This window comes from Vibrio sp. 10N.247.311.47 (genome assembly GCF_041467535.1).
In the GTDB taxonomy this organism is placed as follows: Bacteria; Pseudomonadota; Gammaproteobacteria; order Enterobacterales; family Vibrionaceae; genus Vibrio; species Vibrio crassostreae_C.
The window spans coordinates 1-16,043 of sequence record NZ_JBFSUR010000037.1 but is presented as its reverse complement, the minus strand read 5'-3'; the positions used below and the strand labels follow the sequence as shown (position 1 = coordinate 16,043).

11 protein-coding genes are annotated in these 16,043 nt (G+C 45.8%); 10 read left to right on the top strand and 1 reads right to left on the bottom strand.

From position 1 onward, the window contains the following. The first annotated feature begins 69 nt into the window (after positions 1-69). The 10 genes from AB6E51_RS20245 (at position 70) to AB6E51_RS20200 (ending at position 13,849) form a co-directional block, all read left to right on the top strand. Entirely contained in the window at positions 70-1,008 is a 939-nt protein-coding gene (locus AB6E51_RS20245) for an iron-siderophore ABC transporter substrate-binding protein (RefSeq protein WP_372058428.1), read from the top strand. Next, positions 1,008-3,002 carry a Fe(3+)-hydroxamate ABC transporter permease FhuB gene (gene fhuB / locus AB6E51_RS20240; protein WP_102428220.1) on the top strand — a complete coding sequence of 665 codons (1,995 nt, stop codon included), beginning with the start codon at positions 1,008-1,010 and terminating at the stop codon, positions 3,000-3,002. Before AB6E51_RS20245 ends, fhuB begins: the two co-directional genes overlap by 1 nt. A 239-nt stretch (positions 3,003-3,241) precedes the next feature. Next, on the top strand, positions 3,242-4,054 hold the full coding sequence (locus AB6E51_RS20235) for a crotonase/enoyl-CoA hydratase family protein (protein WP_017064440.1): 813 nt from the start codon (positions 3,242-3,244) through the stop codon (positions 4,052-4,054). Positions 4,055-4,147: 93 nt separating this feature from the next. Further along, positions 4,148-5,338: an OmpP1/FadL family transporter gene (locus AB6E51_RS20230; protein ID WP_017070530.1), complete on the top strand. Its 1,191-nt coding sequence runs from the start codon at positions 4,148-4,150 to the stop codon at positions 5,336-5,338. Further along, positions 5,338-6,027, top strand: coding sequence for a hypothetical protein (locus AB6E51_RS20225; protein WP_372058430.1), 690 nt, complete (start codon positions 5,338-5,340; stop codon positions 6,025-6,027). Before AB6E51_RS20230 ends, AB6E51_RS20225 begins: the two co-directional genes overlap by 1 nt. A 287-nt stretch (positions 6,028-6,314) precedes the next feature. Then, positions 6,315-7,427, top strand: a complete 1,113-nt coding sequence (locus tag AB6E51_RS20220) for an NADH:flavin oxidoreductase (protein WP_032546839.1) — start codon at positions 6,315-6,317, stop codon at positions 7,425-7,427. Between the two features lie 419 nt (positions 7,428-7,846). Next, entirely contained in the window at positions 7,847-8,482 is a 636-nt protein-coding gene (locus AB6E51_RS20215; protein WP_108152110.1) for a CatB-related O-acetyltransferase, read from the top strand. A gap of 165 nt (positions 8,483-8,647) precedes the next feature. Continuing rightward, complete coding sequence (locus AB6E51_RS20210) at positions 8,648-10,294, top strand: ABC transporter transmembrane domain-containing protein (protein WP_372058431.1); 1,647 nt, start codon at positions 8,648-8,650, stop codon at positions 10,292-10,294. Continuing rightward, positions 10,291-12,543, top strand: a complete 2,253-nt coding sequence (locus AB6E51_RS20205; protein ID WP_372058433.1) for an ABC transporter transmembrane domain-containing protein — start codon at positions 10,291-10,293, stop codon at positions 12,541-12,543. Before AB6E51_RS20210 ends, AB6E51_RS20205 begins: the two co-directional genes overlap by 4 nt. Then, positions 12,536-13,849, top strand: coding sequence for an HlyD family type I secretion periplasmic adaptor subunit (locus tag AB6E51_RS20200; RefSeq protein WP_017061737.1), 1,314 nt, complete (start codon positions 12,536-12,538; stop codon positions 13,847-13,849). The genes AB6E51_RS20205 and AB6E51_RS20200 overlap by 8 nt, the downstream gene beginning before the upstream one ends. A gap of 76 nt (positions 13,850-13,925) precedes the next feature. Here the strand turns inward: AB6E51_RS20200 and AB6E51_RS20195 are convergent. Next, positions 13,926-16,043: VCBS domain-containing protein (locus tag AB6E51_RS20195; protein ID WP_372140078.1), on the bottom strand; the 2,118-nt coding region annotated here is incomplete at its 5' end.

The following is a 16,043-nucleotide window of genomic DNA, read 5'->3' as shown; positions in this document are numbered from 1 at the left end:
ATAAATCTAAGCAGCCTGTGTAGGCTGCTTTTGTCGTTAAATAAACAATTAAAAAGTGACAGTGATTATATGAAAGCCAACTATTTTACTTCTCGTTTTCCTAAAGTGAGTTCGTTCATTGTCTCATTGAGCTTGTTGTTATCAGCTCAAGCGATGGCCAACTTTCAAGTTGAAGACAGTGAGGGTGTTAAAACCCTTGAAGCTCAGCCTGTTAGAGTGGCTGCGCTGAACTGGGACATAGCCGAACAAGTGATTGAACTCGGTGTTACACCAGTAGCGGTACCTGATATTGCAGGTTATACCGATTGGGTTGTTCAGCCTGCGATTCCAGAAGGCGTGGCGGATATTGGCACTCGAACTGAACCTAACTTTTCGGCGCTTAAAAAGCTAAACCCTGATGTGATTCTTATCGCTTCTCCTCAGAAAGATCTTCAGGAACGACTTTCTGAAATTGCGCCCGTGCTTTACTACCAAACGTACAGCGAACAACACAGCAATGCAGCGGCTGCTATTGAGAATTTCAAGAAGATCGGCCAGTTGCTTGGTAAAGAAGAACAAGCGAACCAAAAGCTGGCCGCAATGGATGAGCGTATCGCTGTTCTAAAAGCTGAGTTAGATAAAGCGTATCCGGGCGACAAACCGAAAGTCACTTCTTTCCGTTTTGCGAGTACTACATCGGTGTTCATTTATGGCGATAACTCGATTCCACAATACGCACTTGAGCAGCTTGGCTTTGACAATGCGATGGATCTTCCTGCAAGTCAGTGGGGCATCAGTCAAAAACGCATGACCGAGCTTAAGAACGTGAAGAACGGCATTGTGCTTTACTTTGAACCTTTCCCATATCAAGACAAGCTAAACCGTTCTCCGGTTTGGAAGAGCATGCCCTTTGTTCGCAATGGTCAATTTAGCCCAGTAGCGGCAAGTTGGAGCTACGGCGGTGCTATGTCGATCTTGTATAACGCAGAAGCCATGGCGCAATCGTTGTTGACGCTAGCGGAGCAGTAATGAAATCCAGTGGTTTTATGATGGGGGCTGCGCTGCTTTGTGCTGCCCTTGTTCATTTATGGTTAGGGCAGTCGGAATTTGGTCCTATTGGTGAGTTGCTTCAGCAAGTCTCACAGATCAGTGACATCGCGACATTCAACTCAATGGTTGATGATTCATTTGAGTTGATGGCGTTAGCCTATGTCAACTTACCTCGCTTGGTGATGGCGATCTTGGTTGGCGCAACACTTGGCACCATCGGCAGCTTGTTTCAACAACTGACACAGAATCGCATGATGTCCCCGTTAACCTTAGGTACATCGTCAGGTGCATGGCTTGGTCTGGTTATTCTGAATGTGGTGGCGCCGATGTTGGTCGCTCAGTATTCAGTTTGGTTTGCTTTGGTCGGTGCGCTGCTTGCGATGGGGCTGATTGTTTCGATTGTCGGAATCAAAAACATGAGCGGCTTGCCAATTGTATTGGCGGGTATGGCGGTCAACTTGTTATTAGGGGCATTTGCAACGGCGATTATTCTGCTCAACGATCAGTACGCACAAAATCTGTTTGTATGGGGAGCGGGCGACCTAGGGCAAAATGGCTGGGAACAAGTGCTTTGGTTGATGCCTAAGCTGTTGCCGATTTTTGCCATATTCTTCTTAGCTCCGCGAGTTCTGACTTTGCTTTCCATCGGCACTGAAGGGGCTGCGGCGCGCGGGCTCAATATTGGCACGACCTTCTTTGTGCTAATGGCAATCGGCGTTTGGTTGGTTTCAGTGTCGATTACCTCAGTGGGCGTGATCAGCTTTATCGGCTTGATTGCTCCGAACATCGCTAGGCATCTAGGTTTTCTAAAGGCTAAATCTGAACTCATCGCGAGTTGTGTATTAGGTGCGCTATTACTTTGTGTCACCGACAGCTTGGCGATCTTCTTGGCGCAATGGTCTTTGGACATGATTCCAACAGGGACGGCAACCGCAGTGATTGGTGCTCCTGCGTTGATCATTATTGCGAGAAAGCAAATGTCTGCTCAAGATCAGTTGTTTTTCTCAATGCCTAAAGGTCCGAAGTCTATTTCATCTTTGGCTTACTTCTTGTTGGGCTCGATGATCTTCGGGTTGTTGGCGTTGAGTACATTGTCACAGCCTTCTTCTGATATGAGCTACTTTGTTATCCCAGACGCATTTGAATGGTCTATTCGTTGGCCGAGAATGTTAACCGCGATATTCGCTGGTGGCGGTTTGGCGGTGGCTGGTGTGATTTTACAAAGACTGGTCTACAACCCGCTCGCAAGCCCAGACATTCTTGGTGTGTCGGCAGGTGCGGTTCTAGCTTTGATTTTCAGCAGCTTGTTTATGGGATATTCGATTCACTCATTGAGCCCTTGGATTGCTTTCTTAGGCAGTGCGATTGCACTGTGTTTATTGCTATTCCTTGGCAAGAAGCATCAGTTTGCGCCATCGATCTTGATTCTTACAGGTATTTCATTAACCGCAGTCTTGGAAGCTTTGGTGCAATTCTCTTTAACGCGAGTGGGTGAGGGGAAATACACATTATTGGCTTGGTTAGCCGGCTCTACTTACCGTGTGGAGCCTGAATCAGCCACTATAATGGCAGTAGTGATAACGGCTTGTATTGGTGTTGCTCTGTTACTGAGCCGTTGGGTGACCTTAATTGCGACTGGACGACAGTTCGCGAGTGCCAGAGGGTTGAATATCAATATCGCATACGTGGCACTGTTGTGTATTGTTGCGATCTTATGCTCGGTCGTGACAACAACCATGGGGCCTGTCGCGTTTGTCGGCTTGTTAGCTCCGCATATCGCTGCAATGGTGGGGGCTCGTTTGGTTCGAGAGCAGATCATCTTGTCGTTTTTAATTGGTGCAGCATTGATGCTATTCGCCGATTGGCTAGGGCAAGTGGTGGTGTTCCCAGCGCAGCTTGCAGCAGGGACGTTAGTTTCAATTATTGGTGGTAGCTACTTCATCTTCTTGCTACTGAAATCTCGAAGAACATAGGTTTTGCTCATGACCGAAAGCCATTGCTAATCAAAGCTACTGGCAATCAAAGCCATTGGCGATAAAAGCTACGGATGAAAAGCAGTGAATGGAGCGATCCATCACTGCTTTTTTGTTGATGTCGTTTGTGTAAAGGGAAAGACGTTAAGCAACACAGGTCTCGCTTCTTAATGTGCAAGTTTGGCATATGTTAATAAAATGTATAACCTAAAGGTCTGACCACTGATAAGGTAGCCACCATGCCAAACCTCGATCGTATTACTTGTTCTATCGATGAAAACCAAATTGCGACGGTTGTGTTGAATCGACCCGATAAGCTCAATGCTATTGATATGGCAATGTTTCAAGGCGTGAATAACATGGTGACTCAGCTGAAAAAGAACACCGAGATTCGTGCCGTAATAGTAAAAGGTGAGGGTTCTGATTTTTGTTCAGGGCTTGATGTTAAGTCCCTATTAACCAGTAAATCTGGGGCGATGAAGCTCTTGTTTAAATGGCTACCGACATTGCCTAACGCTGCACAACGCTTTTCATTGGGTTGGCGAGATATTCCATGCCCTGTCATTTTTGCGATTCATGGTCGTTGTTGGGGAGGCGGCCTGCAATTGGTCAGTGGGGGTGATTTTAGAATTGCTAGCCCGGATGCGAACTTCTCTATATTGGAAGCAAAGTGGGGTCTGATTCCAGACATGGGAGGCGCTATCGCTTTTAGAGAGCTGATGCGTAAAGATCACACCCTTGAAATGGCGATGACGGCCAAAGTGATCGACTGTGAAACCGCTAAAGAATATGGGTTGGTGACCAAGATTGCCGAAGATCCTTACGCTGAAGCCTATGCGTTGGCACTTGAGTGTGCGAATCGGTCGCCAGATGTCGTCGCTGCTAACAAGAAGCTCTACAACAAGACTTGGTGGTCAAGCCCGGGCATGGCTGTATTCTGCGAAACTTGGTATCAGATAAAGGTTGGGTTAGGTAAGAACAGGGCGATTGCTGCTCAACGTGAAATTCATCGAGACAAACCACGCCCTTACGTCGCCAGAAAGTTTAAATAGCGCTTGTACAGGAATAATGGATATTCCCTTTGTTTATTGAGCTTTGCGGTAACCTTAGAGCAATTTAATGTCTAAGGCTAAATGAGCGCTCTGATGAACAAAACTTTTACTTACTCTCTAGCTGCCACTGCAATTTTTACGAGCTTAAATGCATTCGCAAGTGGCCTGTTTTTGCAAGAAGCTGTCGTTGCCAACGCTGGTACTACTGGCGCTGGTGATGGTGTTTACACTCGATCTGCAGCGGCGATGTGGACAAACCCTGCCACTATGTCTCACATGGGCGAAAGCAAAACGACCATCAACACCATGGCATTCGATCTTGAAATGAAGTATCAAGATAACGGTGGTAATCCAGATGGTAAAGCTCATTCCGTAATGCCGTCATTTGGTGCCTTCCACGCTCATCAAGTCACAGACAAATTACACCTTGGTATCGCGCTTGGCGCTGTTGGCGGCTCTAGCCTTGATTACGGCAGTGATTGGGCGGGTGCTGCACTTCTAGAAGATATCACTCTTACTGCAATGCAAGTGAACCCATCACTGAGTTATAAGCTGAATGACCAATGGTCAGTAGGCGCGGGTGTGCAATTCAGTTGGGCTGCATTCCAACAAACAACGTCAATGCTTACTGCGAAGCAAGATACTGACTGGGCATACGGCTATAACCTTGGCGTAATGTACACACCGACAGATAAACTTAAGCTGGGCGCAAGTTACCGTTCTAAGCTAGAGCATAAGTTTAACAATGATGTAAATGGCGTTATTAACCAAGGCGTATTGAATTCATTATCAACTGATATTGCTTTACCTGAAATCATCGATGTCAGTGCGAGCTATGCTTTGAACTCTCAACTTGACCTGCTTGCTAGTATTCAGTTCCATCGTTGGAGTGAATGGGATACAACCGTTCTTGATTTTGGAATAGCAGGAAGTCCAATTAATGGTGTTCCGATTGAGCGTGACTGGGATGACGTTTGGAAATTTGCGGTAGGTGCGGATTATCAATTGAATTCAGACTGGCGTTTGAAAGCTGGCTTCTCTTACGAAACTTCTCCGCAAGACGATCCGTCAATGCAATGGGTTGACCTTCCTGTGGGTGAACAGTACCGCTACTCAGTTGGCGCATCTACCTACTGGGACGACATCTTAATTGATGTGTTCTATGAATACGCTGATTTGGGTTCAGTTGAGATGGATCGATATGGTCGATTTGGTCAAGTTAATCTGTTGAATGGTTCGTTCGATGGCCGTATCCACTTTGTTGGTGTTAGCGCGACCTTCTAATGACATTACGTAATCTACTAATCATTACTTTAGTGTCTTTATTTTCAACGGGTGCTTTTGCTGAAGAGAAGCACCCTGATGATCCGACTAAAATCGTGACAAAAGCTGGCGTTGCTTATAACGAAGATTTGCAGTTCTCAGGCTCTATTGGTTTAGATGAAGCGCGAATGATCAATGCTCGTGTCAATGCGGACGGTGAAGAGTGGCGATTAGGCGGTTCATGGCTGTTGCCTATGGGTATCGTGAATTTCAACTTTAGCCGTTCTGAATATGACAACGATGCTTATAAGAACAACTACAGTATTGGCACATTTATACCACTGAGCTATTTCGATATTGAGCCGTTCGGTTGGCAAATCTTCCCTATGGCTGGTTACAGCTATAATGACGGCGAAGTAGCTGTTTTCGATGACGATAATGTTGGTTCTGACTATGTGTTGATGCCGAGTTCAACACACGGTGGCTACATTGGTGCGTTTGGCTTAAAAACGATTACGGATGAATGGTCTATCATGGGCTTCGGTGGTGGTTCGATGGGGTCTGATGATTATTCAGGGTATTGGGCTGGCGTCGGCGCGAGCTACAAGTTGAGTGATGCTCAATCATTCAACTTCTTCACTATTTTTGCTGAGGACGATTTCGGTGAAAATAACAGTGTTGGCGCGTCTTACACCTATGAGTTCAAATAACTGTTAGCAGGCAGAAATTCGCAGGTGGACACCTCTCGTAAGAACCATTGACTTAGTCCAGATTAAATTGAACAAAGTCGCTTATTAAAACTTAGCGACTTTCTTTTGTTACCATTTCTCCAATCTTTTTTATCTCTTTTTGATGCTTTCTATATCTTTCTCACATGAGAGTGCCGCTCTCTTAATCTAGATTAAGTTTTCGCTGCCTTATTCTCTGTAGTATCCGCCTGAATCAGTGCCCATGCTTAATGGGTAACTTGCGTAACACGATTTTGAGAGGAAGACACTTGAGCACTTTGTTTACAGAAACCCACATTGGCAAGATGACACTAAAGAATCGCTTCATGAGAAGTGCAACGTGGGAAAATATGGCCACCGAAGATGGGCATATGACAGATAAACTGTACGCTATCTATGAAGAGTTGGCTCAAGGTGAAGTCGGCCTGATCGTGACGGGCTACGCGAACATTGTTGAAGAAGAAAAGCCGAATGCAGGCATGATGGGTATGTATAACGACTCATTCATTGAAGAGTATCAAAAGCTGACTCAACTGGTGCACGACAACGACTCTAAAATCGTGATGCAGTTGGCTTATGGTGGCACCAAAACCACGCATGACCTTGGCGAGCGAGTAATCTACGCACCAAGTGAGGTTCCAGAAAAAGGAACTCAAACTCTAGGCAAAGCGATGACCAAAGACGAGATCGACTACATTGTTGATGCGTTTGCTCAAGCGTCTTTGAGAGCACAGAAGTCAGGCTTTGATGGCGTTGAAATTCATGCCGCTCACACTTACCTGATTAACCAATTTCTAAGCCCTTATTACAACCAACGTGAAGATGAATACGGCGGTAGCTTAGAAAACCGCATGAGATTTTTGTTAGAGATCTATACCGCGACACGTAAGCTGGTGGGTGATGATTTCCCTATCTTGGTTAAGCTCACGGCATCCGAGTTTTTTGAAGGTGGCGTCACCTTTGAGGAAACACGTATTGTCTGTAAAAAGCTTGAACAAGTGGGTGTGGATGGCATTGTCGTGTCAGGCAATATTCATGGCAAAGCAGACACTATGATTGGCGAGTCGCACGATGGTTTTACCATTCAAGCTGAAGGCTACTTCCATGAGTATGGTCACGCGATTAGCCAAGACGTTAATATCCCAGTGATCACGGTTGGTGGTCTAACGGATTTTGATGCTATCGAAGCGATTGCAAACAACACGGGCATTGAGTACTTCGCGCTTTCAAGACCGCTGCTTTCTGAACCCCATTTAGTGAAGCGTTGGAAGGAAGGGGATAGAAGCCCTGTTGAATGCGAACGATGCTCTAAGTGTCGTACTAAGCGCGGTAACTTCTGCGTGGTGAATAAAGACAGAAAAGTACAGCTTGCACGCATGTAGTCGCTGAGCCCAGCTCCAAGCGAGCTCCGAAGTTTATAGCTGAGTCTAAGTTTGAGCCTGTGTAATCGCGCAGGCTCTTGTTCATTCCGTATTCCACGAAACGAAATTTGAAACCTTATTAATCACATCTTCCTGTCAAATTGGCGCGACTAAACAGTTACACTACGCCTGTAAATTATCCAACCAAGTTATCGATAAAAACTGAGCAAACTTTGAAACTACTTCCTCTTCTTAAGCAACCTCGAATCCACTGACGTCTCTTTAGTTTTAGCGATATTGCTATGATTTAAGCGTGATACTCACTATTCATCCCAGTGAACCCTGTGTTTATAGGGCGTTAGTTTGTGCACCTTGGATTTGCATCGTCGAACATTTTGATAGTTAACGAATAAAACTTAATAGATCATTCAGAGGTAAAAATGCAAAAGAAGCATTGGTCCAAATTCGAGTTGCTGCATGAAGTCGTAACCAACCCCAATATTCACGTAAAAGGTCAACACAGTTATTACAGCGATTGCTGGGATAATGGGTTCGAGCAATCTGTCGTCCGTTATTTACATGGCGACGACGTCAGCCGCCAGTGGGAGCCTCGATGGGAAATCGACGAACTCCATATCGGCGATTATGTCTGCATTGGCGCAGAGGTTGTGATTTTAATGGGTGGAAACCATACCCACAGAGTTGATTGGTTTTCGCTGTATCCATTTATGGATGTAATCGACGATGCCTACATTGGCAAAGGTGACACTCACATTGAAGATGGGGTGTGGTTAGGCATGAGAGCGATGGTGATGCCCGGTGTGACGATTGGCGAAGGCGCTGTGGTTGCAGCGAATAGTGTGGTGACTAAAGACGTCGCTCCATACAGCATTGTCGGTGGTTCTCCAGCTAAAGTCGTCAAATACCGCTTTGATGAGTCCGTTATTGACGAACTCATGTCATTCAAAATATACGAGTGGCCCTCAGATAAATTTGAAGCGCTGAAACCGTATTTATGTAACTCAGACTTTTCAAAGTTAAAGCAGGCGATAACGGATTACGACAATTGTTTGTAAGGAGCACTTGTAACGAGCGTTTTTAAGGTACGGGTATAGCCACAGATTTGTGTAGAAAGATCTGTGTCATATTTATATTGAAAAACACGTTAAATCAGTCCGTTACCTTGCAATACTCAACATGGTGTACCAATCTTATTTCATAAGCATGGATAAGGATTGTGTATGCCCGCAAGTTCAATGAAAAACAAAGGGGTGGTGGGGAAAGTCTTACTGCCTTCTTTACTCATAAATCTTCTCTCTCTCGCCGTTCCGTTAACGGTTTTGCAAATTTACGATCGTATTTTACCTAACCAAAGTTACGGTACTGCCACTTTGTTGTTGGCGGGTGCAGCGTTGGCTGTTGCCATGGAAGCATTGATCCGGTTTGTGCGTACTTGGCTTTTGTCAGCCGCGGCCAGCAATACCGAGAAAGCGACCTATCAAACTTTGGTTGAAAGAGTAACAACGGCTTCATCAGGCCATCTCCGCCACATTGGTGTTGGCGGCGTGGAAGAGGGGCTTGGTTCTGTATCCAAAGTCAAAGATTGGTATTCCGGTGGTGTGATTGCAGGCTTTATTGATTTGCCTTTTGCCTTGATCTTCTTGGGCTTGGTGGCTTACATCGGCGGTGAGCTGGTGGCGATACCTTTGGCAGTTTGGCTGATTACTCTCGGAATCGTTTGGTTATCTTCTATTCGCGTTAAAAGCTTAAGTGAAGAAGCTTCCCAAGATGAGCAGGAGCGAAAAGCGTTCTTGATTTTACTGAGCCAAACCATTCAAGGAATCAAACGTCAGGCTGTTGAGTCTCGAATCTTCAATCAGTTTAAATCCCTCAATAACGTTCGCTCTCAGTCTAAAGCGAGAGAAGAAGAACAGAACGCCTTTGCCCAAGAATGTATTCAGCTTGCCGCATTAGCCACGTCAGTTTTACTCGTAATTACGGGGAGCTTGTGGGTGTTGGATGGTCAGTTAACTACTGGTGGCTTGGCGGCATGTTCTATCTTATCTGGCAGAGCGGTTGCGCCTTTGAGTGCTCTGGTTGGGGTTAGAATCAAGCTTAATTCAATACACAGTGCCAATCAGGCAATAGAAAAATTGAGTGACTTATCATTATCGGAATCTTCAGATTCTGAGCAAGTTGAGAACCACTTATCTGACTTTGAGACGTTGGAAATCAAGCAAGCGACCGTTGAAAGATATGGTGAACTCTCTCATGCAGATGTCACACTGAATAAAGGTGAGTTGGTTTTGTTAGAGAGTGAGGATCGCCACACCAACAGTCATTTATTGTCGTCGATTGCAGGTATTGATGATCTAAAAGCGGGTGAGTGCTTCATTAACGGAGCTGCAGTTTCAATCGCATCCGTAACCAATATTGCTGCCTACTGTGGCGTTAAAGGGCTGTTGGTGTCGGGTACTATTCTCGACAACTTGTGCGGGTTTGACCCTGAGAAAACGCAAAGCGCCAGTGACTATGCAAAGCGTTTGGGTTTAACCAAAGAGATTACTCGATTACCCGATGGACTAGAGACACAAATTGGCCATACGAGTGCTTCTTTGTTGAGTATGGGTAACGTGAAAATGCTCAATATCGCGGCTCAATTGGCAAGTGATAAACCCATAATCATGTTGGAAAGGCCGGATTCTTCACTTGATTTAGACGCCCTTGGGAATCTAGCTAAGGTGTTGGAAGAAGAAGTAACGGCAGGACGCACGATACTGATGGTGAGCTACCATTCGAAGCTTCGCGAATTTGCTAATCGAATCATTACAGTGGAAAGTCGAGCTATTACGGTCGACAGCGAGAGCAATCAGGAGGCCGTCGTATGAATCGTTTAGATATTGGTAACCCTTCAGGTACGAACAACCGTGCAGATACCAGCGGTCGACAAGAGGTGATGAATCATTTAGAAACCGAGAGCCTTTCCGTTCTTAAGCTGTTGGAAGTTAATGCTAATATCCAGTTGTTCGCACATCAATGGGTCGATGAAAATGGCATTGAATCAATCGACGATATGTTTGCCTTGTTCGACAGGCTTGCACTGCCTTATCGCTTGGTTGCCAACCTAGATGAAGTTGGTGAACATAAATTGGTCTTACTGGTACTTGGTGAACATGAGCTGGTCTCTGGTCATTTGGAATCCAAGCAATTTGTTGCCTTTAATGCCAATGACGACATTACCGATGTCCCTCAGTTTTGTATTGTTATCGAAGGTCCACCACTAGAGAAGGCTTCTCCTGATTGGGTTGGCGAACGACTACATGCGTTTCGCCCCATTATTCCTAAATTGCTGCTAGTCAGCTTTATCACTAACTTATTTGCGCTTGCCGTTCCTTTCATCACGATGTCGATTTATGACCATGTGATTGGTGGTGATGCAGGGCATGAGTTGCAAGGTATCGCCATTGGCGCGGCGTTGTTGTTTGTGATGATGGGTTGGTTGAGAACATTACGTAGCCGCGTGTTTGCTTCAGTTTCGAACCGAGTAAGTCGTGAGATTTCTCAATCCCTCGTGCAGCGTCTGCTTCGTAATAGCTATGCTCAAAATCAGCAAACAGCTTCTTCTAGTCAGCAAAACCAAGTGATGTTGTCAGAGCGTATTTCAGGTGTGCTATCGGGGCCATTAGGAAATGCGCTGTTTGATCTGCCATTCATTCTAATTTTTGTACTAGCGATAGGAGTTTTAGGCGGATGGTTGGTACTGGTTCCAGTCGTTTCTTTAATCCTTTATTACTTGCTAGCAAAACGCTCGATACGCTCTAGCAGCAAGCGCTCGATGCAATCGACAGTCGCAGGTACGAATCGTCAAAACATGACTAATGAGCTGTCATCCAAGCTTGCCTTTATTCGCAGTGCTGGATTCTCAGAGCACTGGATTCAACGTTTCAAAAAAGCCAATCTTCTTGCTTCAACAGTGACCTTTAATCAATCGGTTCTCCAGAGTCGGTACACCTCGATTTACTATTTCATTGGTGTGGGCTCGACACTCGCCGTGATGGGGTTAGGCATAGGACTTATTTTTGAACAAGTGATGACCCCTGGTGGTTTGATTGCTTCAATGATGTTGATATCTAAGGTGACGGGTCCTGCTCAGGTGTTGGCAAACAGTGCGATGCGTTTTAATAGCTTTAATCAATCCAAGCTGCAAGTGAACCGTATTTTGTCTCAGCCGTCTGAGCGTGAATTCAGTTACCAGCATCACCCGTTACCTGTGGTAGCGCCTAACTTGAAATTAGACCAAGTGACGCTGCGCTATCCCAAACAGAGTCGCCCCGCTTTGAATGGTGTGAGTTTTGATATTGAAGCCGGTGAAGTTGTCGCGATTACCGGCCCTTCTGGGAGCGGTAAATCAACATTAATTGAAGTGCTGTCTGGCTTGCAGCCTATCCAAAATGGCATGGTCGAGCTTGAAGGCGTTAACCTCGTTCAATACGACCCGCAGCTTTATCGCCACTGGTGTTTCATTCGAGCCGCATATCCTGATTTGCTTACGCTGAGTATTCGAGAGTGGCTAAACGACGGTCACAAAGTCGAAGATCAGAAAATGATCTCTGCAATTGAAATGGTCGGCGGAAAGCGTTGGTTCGAGACATTATCAGGTGGGCTCGATACTTCCATCAGCAGTATTCAGCCGGACAGCCTTTTTGACATGTTGTCTGGCAGCGTCGCGCAGATCCTAATTGATGCAAAAGCGCTGGTTTATGACTACCCAATGTTCTTAATGGATAATCCTGTGCCTGATGCTCACCCAAATGCTAAACGTATATTTGGTGAGTTTGTGCAGTCGAAAAAAGGAAAAGCAACGGTGATTTACACGTCCCACGATCCGGATTTAATCAAGCTTGCCGATAAAGTGGTGGTATTAAATGAAGGTGCAGTGGTTTATGCCGGTCCATTAGAGCCGGAGCAGTCTTCGAAGCAGGAACAGCCTTCAGAGCCTCAAGCTTCTCAAGAACCGCAGTTATCTGAGCAACCGTTATCTCAAGAGCTACAGCCGTCAACTCAAGAGGCGTCTGCTCAACAAAATGCAGCCCAACAAGAACAATCAGAGTCTAAGCAAGGAGTCGCTAATGACTAAACAATCTATCGAGAAGGGCAAGCGCTACGGTGAGCTTGTTGAATCACAAAATACGGCTCGTACATTGGCGCTGGCCACATGGTCGGTTGCCTTATGTGTTATTGCTTTTGCCACTTGGTCTGTAGTCACTCAAGTTGATGAAATCGCCAAAGCCAAAGGTGCTGTGATTCCGGAAGGCGAGAAGCAAGTATTACAAAGTGCGATTGGCGGTAAGTTAAAGCAAATTCTTGTTAAAGAAGGCCAGTTGGTAGAGAAAGGCCAGCCGCTTGTTGAGTTTGATGCCACTTTCCAGCGTACCGCCCTTGAAGAGCTAAAGTCCCAACAAGTGACGCTTCTAGCCAGTGTGGAACGTATGAATGCGTTGCTTGAGCAACGTGAGCCTAACCTTGCTGAGTTTGAGGTCGATTACCCAGAGATCGTCAGCCAGCAAAAAGCTCAGCTGAACGCGCAAAAAGCCCTCTACTTCCAAAAGCGTGTGGTGCTTGAGAAAGAGAGCGAGCAAATTGCAGAGCAGCTTCGTAGCGTAGAAAAGGCCTTGCCGAGTTATGAGAAAGAGTTAAATGCGACTAAGCAAGAGTTGAACATACTGGAGAAGGGTTATAAAGCGGGTAACATTTCACGTTTACGTGTGCTTGAAATGCGACAAAAATTGGCCAGTATCGAACAGAAAATCGAAGAAGCTCGTGGTAAGAAGTCGGTATTGATTAGACAAGCTGACAGTAATGACCAAAAAATCATACAGCTTCTGGCGGAAGCGAAAGCTAAAGTGAGCGATGATCGTTCTAAAGCCGTATCTGACTTATCAGCATTGAATGCTAGAGTTCGTTCAAGCCAAGCTAAATTGACGAACACTATGTTAGTGTCACCGCTACAAGGCTTGGTGCAAAGCATACCAAGCACGCAGGATGGTGGTGTTATTCAGCCGGGTGGCACGGTAGTTGAAATTGTGCCTGTCGGAGGGAACGCTGACTTCAAAGCACGTTTGTCCCCAAGAGATATTGGTTTTGTGAGTGTTGGGCAGCCCACTCGAGTCAAGATTGATGCGTTTGATTACAGCCGCTTTGGGGCTTTAAAAGGGGCGGTAGAGAGTATTTCACCGACCACAAGTCAAAGCGAACGTGGCGAGATCTATTATGAAGTTGTAGTGTCGGTTGATACGCCTTACTTCCGTGATAACCCTGAAAGCTTTTCCATACTGCCGGGTATGACGGGTGAAGTAGACATCACAACTGGCGAGAAGTCGGTGTTCCAATACTTATGGAAACCGATTTATACCAATGTTAGCGTGGCGTTTGGAGAGAGGTAAAGTCCTCCACTCTGGCTTGCATAAAAAAGGAGCACATGCCGTGCTCCTTTTTTTATCTAACCGAAGGGGTGATGTTCTAGTTATTTGGGTCTATGTCAGGCAGTCCGTCAACGTCATTATGATGGTGTAAAGAATCATCAATAGATGGGTTATCGGTATGGTGAGACAGCCCATCACTCATACCATCGTCAGTTTGCTCAGCCCCATAAGCACTCTCGGCATCACTGAAAATGATATCGATATCATGCGCTACTGGTACATTGTGTGACGGTGAATCTATAGACGGCGAGTCAGCATTAATACCCAGAGCGTCTAGGTAAGCATGGGCACCAGAACGCTGTTCGTGTTCGCCTATCGCTGTATGTTCTAGGTTTGCCGTCACCTCATCAAAATTAAGAGTAACTTCATCAGGGGTGCTGAAAGAGGCATCCGGTTCATCCGCTTGGCTCATGCCGGGTGCTGGAGGAGGTGATGGAGCGATTGGCGATAAATCCATGCCAGTTAGTGTGGTTTGGTCAATGTGATGTCCGCTGTTTCCATGGACGGATTGCGAGTGCAAATGTAGGTGCACCGCGACTTGTGAGTTTTGATCGCCTCCTAGGGTTAAAACAAACGAGTCGGTTTCGTCTGTACCACTACCGTAAGAGCCTCCTGTATGTGTCTTAACGACGCCTGATGAAGTTTGTTGGTAATCGTAACTCAACTCTCCGGTTGCAGGATTGACATGCAAAGTACCAAATTGACCGTGTAATGCAGTGAGAGAGTGTCCGTGGTGATCTGATATTCCCCAGCCTGTCATTGGCGTAGGCGTTCCTTGGTGAATAATTGGAGGAATTCCGATTGAGGCATGCAGGTCCTGATTGCCTGCACTGCCGGTAATTTTTGCAGGGGCAACTAGGGTTGGCATTGGTGGAACATCGCTGTGTCCATCAATGCGCATTTCAACTTCTTGAGTTGTAATGCCCCCGTGTCCATCATCGACTAATAGAGAAAACTTATCGGTCAATTGTTCACCATTATTTAAAGCATTAACATGGCTATTGCTGTTATTAAGTGTGTAGACCCAAGTTTGTGTATTGCTATTATAGGTAACAGAACCATACTGTGGCTGATGTTGGCTATCAATACTGACAGAATGTTGATCGCTATGATCAACATCGCTGATAATAATTTGCCCAGAGGTCGCATTTGCAGCATCTTCATCAATGTTATGTGCACCTGCGATAACTTCAGAAACTGTTGGTTTATCATTAGTGCCATGCACATTGATGGTAATAATTTGTTTATCACCACCAGCGGTCGTTACTTCATATTGAACCTGCTCGACTTGCCCTGCCGCTAAGTGCTGAATATTGGCATTGGGAACCGAATAAGCCCAATCACCGGCTTTTCCAATGGTCAGATGACCGCCATAGGGATCACTGACCGCATGGGCATTACGAGTGGCGTAAAAATGATCTTCACTGGCATCAGGATCGATAACATTCAACACGCCAGTGACAAATATCGTATGTTGAGCATCACCTTGTACATGGCGATCTTCTGTAATTTGACCGCTTTTATCTCCGGTGAAGATCGCAGCATCGCCAGCTGCCGAGAGCGTCGTTGATGCGCCAGTGTGGGTCACACCACCGTGAGCATCTTTAACATCATAGCTAAAATGCACTTGGCCGTTATAGTCTTTATCTGGGGTAAACGTGAAGGTACCATCGGCATTTAATACAATAGCACCGTGGTCAGCCTGTAGGTTTTCAATGGATAATTTGCCAATATCGTTGTCGTCAACATCGCTAGAATTGGCCAGTAGCTGTGCTGAGGTGAGGACAATTTTATTATCTTCTAAGCCATTCGCTAAACGTACTTCAGCTGATGCGACGGGCGCATCATTGGTGCCGTGAACGGTCACTGTGATATCTTTTTTAGCACTGCCATCGATAGATTCAACGGTAAAGGTTTGCTGGAAGCTTTCCCCTGCGCCTAAATGTTGGACTTTATCATTGTCAATATCGTATGACCATTGGCCCTGTGCGTTGATATTGAACCGACCACCTTCGGCGGTAGTGATGGTTTGTGCGATAAAACCGGCTTGATCGTGATCCGGGTCAATGACCTGTAACGTGCCACCACTGCTGAGTTGACTGGTGGTATTGCCAAAGGAAGTATGATCTTCGTAAACATGATTATTTAGGCTGGA

What these genes read in the sequence shown, in the direction of transcription:
- AB6E51_RS20245 (WP_372058428.1), top strand. Translation starts at nt 70, where the DNA reads ATGAAAGCCAACTATTTTACTTCTCGTTTTCCTAAAGTGAGTTCGTTC.
- fhuB (WP_102428220.1), top strand. Translation starts at nt 1,008, where the DNA reads ATGAAATCCAGTGGTTTTATGATGGGGGCTGCGCTGCTTTGTGCTGCC.
- AB6E51_RS20235 (WP_017064440.1), top strand. Translation starts at nt 3,242, where the DNA reads ATGCCAAACCTCGATCGTATTACTTGTTCTATCGATGAAAACCAAATT.
- AB6E51_RS20230 (WP_017070530.1), top strand. Translation starts at nt 4,148, where the DNA reads ATGAACAAAACTTTTACTTACTCTCTAGCTGCCACTGCAATTTTTACG.
- AB6E51_RS20225 (WP_372058430.1), top strand. Translation starts at nt 5,338, where the DNA reads ATGACATTACGTAATCTACTAATCATTACTTTAGTGTCTTTATTTTCA.
- AB6E51_RS20215 (WP_108152110.1), top strand. Translation starts at nt 7,847, where the DNA reads ATGCAAAAGAAGCATTGGTCCAAATTCGAGTTGCTGCATGAAGTCGTA.
- AB6E51_RS20210 (WP_372058431.1), top strand. Translation starts at nt 8,648, where the DNA reads ATGCCCGCAAGTTCAATGAAAAACAAAGGGGTGGTGGGGAAAGTCTTA.
- AB6E51_RS20205 (WP_372058433.1), top strand. Translation starts at nt 10,291, where the DNA reads ATGAATCGTTTAGATATTGGTAACCCTTCAGGTACGAACAACCGTGCA.
- AB6E51_RS20200 (WP_017061737.1), top strand. Translation starts at nt 12,536, where the DNA reads ATGACTAAACAATCTATCGAGAAGGGCAAGCGCTACGGTGAGCTTGTT.